General features: G+C 65.4%; 2 protein-coding genes. Both read left to right on the forward strand.

All coding sequences use genetic code 11. From position 1 onward, the window contains the following. Positions 1-199 precede the first annotated feature (199 nt). Positions 200-1,102, forward strand: coding sequence for a carbohydrate ABC transporter permease (locus tag IIE03_RS04800; protein ID WP_192861615.1), 903 nt, complete (start codon positions 200-202; stop codon positions 1,100-1,102). Next, a partial coding sequence (locus IIE03_RS04805; RefSeq protein ID WP_463352369.1) for an ABC transporter permease family protein occupies positions 1,099-1,508 on the forward strand: 410 nt, incomplete at its 3' end. The genes IIE03_RS04800 and IIE03_RS04805, both read left to right, overlap by 4 nt.

Below are 1,508 nucleotides of genomic sequence, written 5' to 3' on the forward strand. Positions count from 1 at the left end.
CGCGATCAGCGACGCCACCAGCAAGTTCACCACCGGCGCCTCCGACCTGGCCGCCTACCAGACCGAACTCGCCGCAGCCGCACAGGGCTGACACCAGCCGCACGAGCCGACACGACCGAGAGACCGCGTCCCGGCCCTCCGCGAGGGCCGGGACGCTCTTCCGAGGCAGAATCCCACCTCAGACTCGTAAAGTGACAACATGCTGAAGAAACTGCGGCGGGTAGGGCCTCCCCTTCTTCTGCTCGCTCCTTCTTTGCTGCTTCTGGGCGTGTTCGTCTACGGACTGATCGCGGCGAACTTCCAGATGTCGTTCACCGACAACCACACCGCCGCCCAAGCCACCGGCCAACAACCCGCCCCCATCGTCTGGCTCGACAACTACCTGGGCCTACTGGCCAGCCAGGACTTCCAACACTCCCTGACCAACCTGCTGCTGTTCACCGGCGTCTTCCTCGCCGGCACCATGCTCATGGGCTTCGGCTGGGCCTGGCTCCTGGAAAAACCCGTCACAGGCGAAGGCTTCTTCCGCTCCATCTACCTGTTCCCCATGGCCGTCTCCTTCGTCGCCTCCGGCGTCGTCTGGCGCTGGCTCCTCAACTCCAACCAAGACGAACAAGCCTCCGGCCTCAACCGCCTCTTCCAACTCGCCGGCCTCGACTTCCTGCAGAACAACTGGTGGAACAACGTCACCCTCGGCATCACCGCCATCGCCATCCCCGCCATCTGGCAACTGTCCGGCTACGTCATGGCCCTCTTCCTCGCCGGCTTCCGCGGCATCCCCGACGAACTCCGAGAAGCAGCCCGCATGGACGGCGCCAGCGAGCTCCAGCTCTACCGCCACGTCCTGTTCCCCCAACTGTCCCCGGTCGCGTTGTCGGCGCTGATCATCATCGGACACATGTCCCTCAAGTCCTTCGACCTGATCATGTCCATCTCCAAACCGGCGAACTACCAGACCAAGGTCCCCGCCGTGGACATGTACGTGTTCAAATCCAGCTTCGACTACGCCAACGCCGCCGCCGTCGGCGCCATCCTCCTCATCCTCGTCGCCGCCGTCATCATCCCCTACCTCATCCACACCCACCGGGAGGAAAAGCGATGACGACCCTCCTGGAACCGATCGGCAGGAAGGTCCCCGCGCAGCGCGGCGCCACCGCACCGGCCCGCTACGCCGCCGGGCGCACGGCCCGGTACGCGCTGCTGCTGTTCTTCGTGCTCATCGTGCTCATCCCGGTCTACGTGCTGTTCGTAACCAGCTTCAAGGGCGCCGGCGACGCCGCCCCCGCCCGCGCCTGGGCACTGCCCACCATGTGGACCCTGGAGAACTGGCAGACGGCCTGGACCACCCTCGCTCCCGCGATCGGCCGCTCCCTGCAGATGGTCATCCCCGCCACCATCATCTCCGCCTTCCTCGGCTCCCTGAACGGCTTCGTGCTGGCCCGCTGGCGCTTCAAGGGCGCCGACATCGTCTTCACCCTCATCCTGTTCGGGATGTTCATCCCCTACCA

Source organism: Myceligenerans pegani (assembly GCF_014892515.1).
Lineage (GTDB): Bacteria > Actinomycetota > Actinomycetes > Actinomycetales > Cellulomonadaceae > Myceligenerans > Myceligenerans pegani.